This window comes from Paucihalobacter ruber (assembly GCF_006494535.1).
Classification (GTDB): domain Bacteria; phylum Bacteroidota; class Bacteroidia; order Flavobacteriales; family Flavobacteriaceae; genus Paucihalobacter; species Paucihalobacter ruber.
In genome coordinates, this window is the sequence record NZ_VHIQ01000005.1 from 314345 (window position 1) to 320689 (window position 6345).

Below are 6345 nucleotides of genomic sequence, written 5' to 3' on the forward strand. Positions count from 1 at the left end.
CGGATTTAATTTAATAACTTTTTCTTTTCAGATTAATTGGCAGTACTACCGTACTGAAAGAAGGTCGCCCAATTATTACCGGGGAAGTCACAACCATCTGCCCAAGCTGTTTCTTCACAATCTCCGCAAGGCGCAGGAATTGTTACACAGATAGCTTGTTTGCCATCATTAGGTATAATAACTATAACAACATCTTCTCCACAACTAGGTACAAAATTATTATTCGATAAAGCCATGTTTACAAGCATGTTAATTCTATCGTTGTTATATGGGCCCGTAAATTCACAAAGATTGCAAACGCTATCGTCTACTAAATTCCAAATGGCTAATTGTATATCGCCAAAAGTATAATTTCCTAATTCAGGAGTTGCCTCTGTTCCAATAAAGTTTTGGTTAAGTAGCCAATTCAGTGCTCCAAAATTTTCTGGTTTTTCAAATTTACCTACTGGTAACGCCTCGTAAGATGAATAAACATCGCCAACAAAACAATCTAGATTGTCTAATGCCGCATCCTGATCTAAACACCAGGCGTCTTTTGCTCCAGACAACATATTCCCTTCAGCAATATTAATATCAAAATAGCTTTCAGGAACTCCTTTTGCAGTAACACATACACTTACCTCATTTGGTAAGGACATTTCAAAAGCTTCACTAGTTACATCAGACACGCAATTCACAACTCCATGAGCCGCTATGTAAACTTTGTCACCTTCTTGAAAATCTTCTAAACTTACGTTGTAGGTAAAACTAGTAACACAGCTATGTGTATTACTGTACTCAAATTGACCCGGTACCGGATTACCGGCTCTAGTCATTGGGAATTCGTTGGGATTAGTGACTACAGATAAATGTGTTTCAACTAAACAATAACCCTCATTGGTCAAGTTATAAGTAACTTCATAGTTACCATCGCTACCTGTAACAATCACCTCACCAACTAAGATGTTCTGACCTGCATACAAGTTAGTGCTAGTGTAAATTTGATCACAATCGGTAATTGTTAAATTTACCTTTGGACCCCTTTCAAGGGTGTTTGTCATATCGCTTTCAGGTGCGATGTCCTCTGTTTGACAGCTGTATGCACCAAATATTAGGGCGGCACACAGGATGAGTTTGGGAAAGTTTGCCAAATTTTTTTTCATGATTTTAAGTTTAAAAATTATTTTATTATTTAGATTTTATACATCTAAATTTTAGTTTATTGCTAATAATCAATTTTTAACTTTTAAAGAACTTGAACTTGGTAAAGTTAGTGTATTGGTCTGTTTAAATATAATATTTTAGATATAATGTGTTAATAATCGTTAAAAGTTTATATTCGCTATAATTTTTTTGAATTGAGATTGTAACCATTATATGAACAGTAAGTTTTCGGTTTTAATTCCTGATGGTGAAAGCCTTTTAACGATTTATATTGTTAATTGTTTAAGTTTGATAGATCATCTTAAAATCTATGTTTTATCTAACACTAAGAATTTACCAATTAGGGCTTCAAGACATGTTCATAGGATTTCTTATTATCCCAAGACCGATAACCCTTTAGATTGGATTACAAGAATAAATCAGGAAGTAGAGTCCTTTAAAATAGATTTAATAATGCCAATTTTCGAGGAAGGCATAGAGACTCTAATTAGACATAAAAAATACTTAAATCAGAATAAGTTAGTGTTTTTATCTAGTTTGGCTAATTTTCAAATAGCTAATAATAAGTTGATGTTATCTGAACATCTTTGGATTAATAACATTCCTCATCCTAAGACATCTAAATTTTCAATAGGTATTTGCTCGCAAAAACAAGAATGGAAATTTCCTGTAATTGTGAAACCTTCCAGTAATACAGGTGGAGGTAGAGGTGTGCATCTATGTAAAGACAAAGACGAATTGTGTGATTATGCCAAATCTAATTCTAATACAAATGAAAGAATCATACAAGAATATATTGAAGGTTATGATGTTGGATGCAGTGTGCTTTGCAAAGACGGGTCTATCTTAGCATATACCATTCAAAAAGCTTCAATGTTGGAGAAAAACCCTTTTAAACCTTTACTTGAGGTTGAATTTATTTACAACGAAGACTTATTAAATACGGTTAAAAAATTGATGGAATCTTTAAATTGGTCCGGTGTGGCTCATATCGATTTAAGATTTGACAAAAAAGCCAACCTTTTCAAGGTTATAGAAATTAATCCCAGATTTTGGGGGTCTTTAAATGCTTCATTGGCAGCCGGTGTTAATTTCCCTTATTTGTACTGTTTAGGAAGCATGGGACAAACATTCAAGATACCTGAATACAGTCAAATCAGATTTTTAAATTTTAAGGGGTTATCGTTGAAAATTTTTAAAAATATTAAGGTACTATTTGATTCTAGGTATATCTTAAACCAAACTGAGGTGAAATATATTCTAAAGGATCCGGCACCAATACTTTGGAAATACGTGATTATAATTCAAAAAAATATAGTTTCTATTTATAAGAAAGTTCTTTGAAGTGCCATTAAATTTTAAAAAAAACACCTGACATCATTTTTTCATGAATTCTTTTTGATTATTAAAATACATTAATTTAACTCTTTACCAGTGTAAAACTATTTGGTATTTTGTAATTGTTGGTTTCTATGTGTGTTTGGAAAATTTATAGAATATACCTAAAATTATTTGATAGATTAACAGTAACGAATAAAATTATTTAACTCTTAATTATTAAAATTAAGAGCCACACTAGTATTATACTAAAAGAGATAATAAAAAAAATCCGACTCTATTTAGAATCGGATTTTTATAAGCGAAATGTGGTTATTATTTAGGCTAAACGCCTACTAGTTAACTTTTTTAATGATTGCTTCAAAAGCTTCAGGGTGATTCATAGCTAGGTCGGCTAAAACCTTTCGGTTTAAATCGATGTTATTAGCTTTTAATTTACCCATAAACTTTGAATAAGACATCCCGTGCAACCTTGCACCTGCGTTAATACGCATAATCCATAAAGCGCGGAATGATCTCTTTTTGTTTCTGCGGTCTCTGTAAGAATAAAGCATGGCTTTATCAACCGCATTTTTTGCTACTGTCCAAACGTTTTTGCGTCTTCCAAAGTAGCCCTTTGCCTGCTTAAGAACCTTTTTTCTTCTGGCTCTTTTTGCAACTGAGTTTACTGATCTTGGCATAATTTAATTTGTTTTTTTGTAGTAGGCGGTTACTTATTTCATTAACACTTTTTTGCCCAACTCCAGGGTTTATAAATTGATTGAACCGATAAAAAAAATGTTACTTTAAACGCAACATTAATTTAACATTGTTTTCGTCTGCTGCATGTACTAGTGTATCATGCGTTAGAGCAAGCTTGCGCTTTTTCGATTTTTTAGTCAAAATGTGACTTTTAAAAGCGTGCTTTCTTTTAATTTTACCAGTGCCAGTTAGTTTGAAACGTTTCTTAGCACTTGATTTAGTTTTCATCTTAGGCATTTGTCCTATATTTAATTACGTTTCGCTTATTATTTTAATGCTTATTTCGTTTTTTTTGGCGCAATAAACATGGTCATTCTTTTTCCTTCTAATTTTGGTAGTTGTTCTACCTTACCCACATCTTCTAAATCCTGTGCTAATCTTAACAACAAAATTTGTCCTTGTTCTTTAAATACAATAGATCTTCCTTTAAAAAACACAAAAGCCTTAAGCTTTGCGCCATCTTTGAGAAATTTCTCAGCATTTTTCTTTTTAAATTCGTAGTCGTGATCGTCTGTCTGCGGCCCAAATCTAATCTCTTTAATCACCACTTTAGAAGCTTTGGCTTTTAACACTTTTTCCCGCTTTTTTTGCTCATAAAGGAATTTTTTGTAATCCATTATTTTGCAAACGGGTGGCTCTGCATTAGGAGAAATTTCTACCAGATCTAGTCCCTGTTCGTCAGCCATTTCTATAGCTTTTCGAGTGGGATAGATTCCTACTTCAACATTGTCTCCTACTAACCGTATTTGCGGTACCTTAATAGCCGAGTTGATTTTATGAGCATCCTCTTTAACCTCTCTTTTATTATAACTACCTCTTGTTTTTCTAATTGCTATAACTTCTGTATTTTAGTTAAACTTATTTATTTAAAAGTTTTTAAACTTTTTCCAATTTCTTCTGATACTAATTCTGAAAACCATTTGGTCGTAACCATGCCAAGGTCTTCGCCACCATGTTTTCTAACCGAAATTTTTTCCTCTACTTCTTCGTTCTCTCCTACAATGATAATGTAGGGTATTTTGTTCATCTCGGCCTCTCTGATTTTTTTGCCAACAGTTTCGTTCCTGTTATCTAAGAGGGCGCGAATTTCGTCATTTTCCATCAAATTTAAAACTTTTTTGGCGTATTTTTCAAATTTCTCGCTAACAGGGATGATTAATGCTTGTTCAGGCATTAACCAAAGCGGGAAATTTCCACCGGTATGTTCTAATAAAATAGCGATAAATCGTTCCATACTTCCAAACGGTGCCCGATGTATCATAACTGGCCTATGTGTTTCATTATCTGATCCTTTATAGGTAAGGTCAAACCGTTCGGGAAGGTTGTAATCTACTTGAATGGTACCAAGTTGCCAGCTTCTCCCTAAGACGTCTTTCACCATGAAATCCAATTTTGGTCCATAAAATGCAGCTTCTCCTGTTTCTATAACATAATTCAAATTTTTATCCTTTGCTGCTTTAAGAATGGCGTTTTCTGCTTTTTCCCAATTTTCTGTTGAACCAATATATTTTTCAGGTTTTTCAGGATCTCTCAGAGAAACTTGTGCAGTGAAATCTTCAAAACCCAACGATCCAAATACATATAGTACAAGGTCAATTACATTTTTGAATTCTTCGTCTAATTGATCTGGAGTACAAAAAATATGGGCATCGTCTTGAGTAAAGCCTCTTACACGGGTTAGACCATGTAGTTCTCCACTTTGTTCGTATCGATAAACGGTGCCAAATTCTGCATATCTCTTCGGTAAATCTTTATATGAAAAAGGTTTACTGTTATATATTTCACAATGATGCGGGCAATTCATCGGTTTTAATAAAAATTCTTCTCCTTCAGCTGGTGTATGAATAGGTTGAAAACTATCTTCTCCATACTTTGCATAATGTCCAGAAGTGACATAAAGTTCTTTTTGTCCTATATGAGGTGTAACAACCATTTCGTATCCTGCTTTTTTTTGTGCAGCTTTTAAAAAGTTCTCTAGTCTTTCCCTTAGCGCGGCTCCTTTAGGAAGCCAAAGAGGTAGGCCTTGACCGACCTTTTTAGAAAATGTAAAAAGTTCTAATTCTTTTCCCAGTTTTCTATGATCTCTTTTTTTAGCTTCTTCCAACAGTTCAAGATAGGTGGTTAAATCTTTTTGTTTTGGAAAAGAAATGCCGTATACTCTTGTTAGTTGTTTGTTCTTTTCGTCACCACGCCAGTAGGCTCCGGCAACGCTCATAATTTTTACGGCTTTAATAATTCCGGTATTAGGGATGTGTCCGCCACGACATAAATCTGTGAAGGTTGAGTGATCACAAAAAGTGATGGTACCGTCTTCAAGATTATCAATAAGTTCAACCTTATAGTCGTTTCCTTGCTCCTTATAATAATGTAGCGCTTCGGCTTTGCTAACACTTCGCATTTTAAAATCGTGCTTCTCTCTGGCTATGTCAAGCATTTTAGCTTCAATCTTAGGAAAGTCTTTTTCTGATATAACGTCTCCTTCTAGATCCACATCGTAATAAAAGCCGTTATCAATAGCCGGACCTATGGTAAGTTTAATATCGCTGTACAATTCTTCTAATGCTTGCGCCATAACATGTGAGGAGGAGTGCCAAAAAGCTTTTTTGCCTTCTGGTTGCTCCCAGGTGTATAATGTTAAATTACCGTTTGTTTCAAGAGGTGTGTAGATCTCTATTATAGTATCATTGAATTTGGCCGATATAATGTTTCGGGCTAGACCTTCACTTATCGATTTCGCAACGTCAAAAGGAGTTGTTCCTGCGTCAAATTTTTTAACCGCACCGTCAGGTAATTTAATGTCAATCATGTATTCAGAATTTTGGGTGTAAATATAAGATGAATAAGATTCCTCTACAATATATATATAGGATGTTTTTTATTTTGCAATTTTACGCGATTAAAAAATTTTATATATCGTAACTAACCAAAAGACAGTTATTTGTATTTAAATAAAAATTTTCTCAAAAATATTTGAGAAAGAATTTGGTTAGAAAGAGAAAAGGGTTTTATATTTGCACCCGCTAAGCGCGAGAGGGTTTAGTGAGAAGGTAAAAAAGAAGTTCATTAACATATTGAATTGACAGCGTAGAATAGTTGCTTTCGGGCAATTATTTTAAAGAAAAG

General features: G+C 33.8%; 6 protein-coding genes. 1 reads left to right on the plus strand and 5 read right to left on the minus strand.

What is annotated here, in order from left to right; all coding sequences use genetic code 11:
• Nucleotides 1-32 precede the first annotated feature (32 nt).
• A complete protein-coding gene (locus FJ651_RS11820) occupies nt 33-1142 on the minus strand; it encodes a hypothetical protein (RefSeq protein ID WP_140990729.1) in 1110 nt (369 codons plus the stop codon).
• Between the two features lie 214 nt (nt 1143-1356).
• Here FJ651_RS11820 and FJ651_RS11825 point away from each other — a divergent pair, with 214 nt between their 5' ends.
• Nucleotides 1357-2487 (plus strand): ATP-grasp domain-containing protein, encoded by a 1131-nt coding sequence (locus tag FJ651_RS11825; protein ID WP_140990730.1) that lies wholly within the window; start codon nt 1357-1359, stop codon nt 2485-2487.
• Nucleotides 2488-2816: 329 nt separating this feature from the next.
• Here FJ651_RS11825 and rplT read toward each other — a convergent pair whose 3' ends face one another.
• From rplT to thrS, 4 genes are all read right to left on the minus strand, one after another.
• Complete coding sequence (gene rplT, locus FJ651_RS11830; RefSeq protein ID WP_140990731.1) at nt 2817-3161, minus strand: 50S ribosomal protein L20; 345 nt, start codon at nt 3159-3161, stop codon at nt 2817-2819.
• Between the two features lie 100 nt (nt 3162-3261).
• On the minus strand, nt 3262-3459 hold the full coding sequence (gene rpmI, locus FJ651_RS11835; RefSeq protein WP_140990732.1) for a 50S ribosomal protein L35: 198 nt from the start codon (nt 3457-3459) through the stop codon (nt 3262-3264).
• A gap of 41 nt (nt 3460-3500) precedes the next feature.
• The gene (gene infC / locus FJ651_RS11840; protein WP_140990733.1) at nt 3501-4052 is read right to left on the minus strand and encodes a translation initiation factor IF-3; all 552 of its coding nucleotides are present in this window, start codon (nt 4050-4052) and stop codon (nt 3501-3503) included.
• Nucleotides 4053-4084: 32 nt separating this feature from the next.
• Nucleotides 4085-6028, minus strand: a complete 1944-nt coding sequence (gene thrS, locus FJ651_RS11845; RefSeq protein ID WP_140990734.1) for a threonine--tRNA ligase — start codon at nt 6026-6028, stop codon at nt 4085-4087.
• Nucleotides 6029-6345 lie beyond the last annotated feature (317 nt).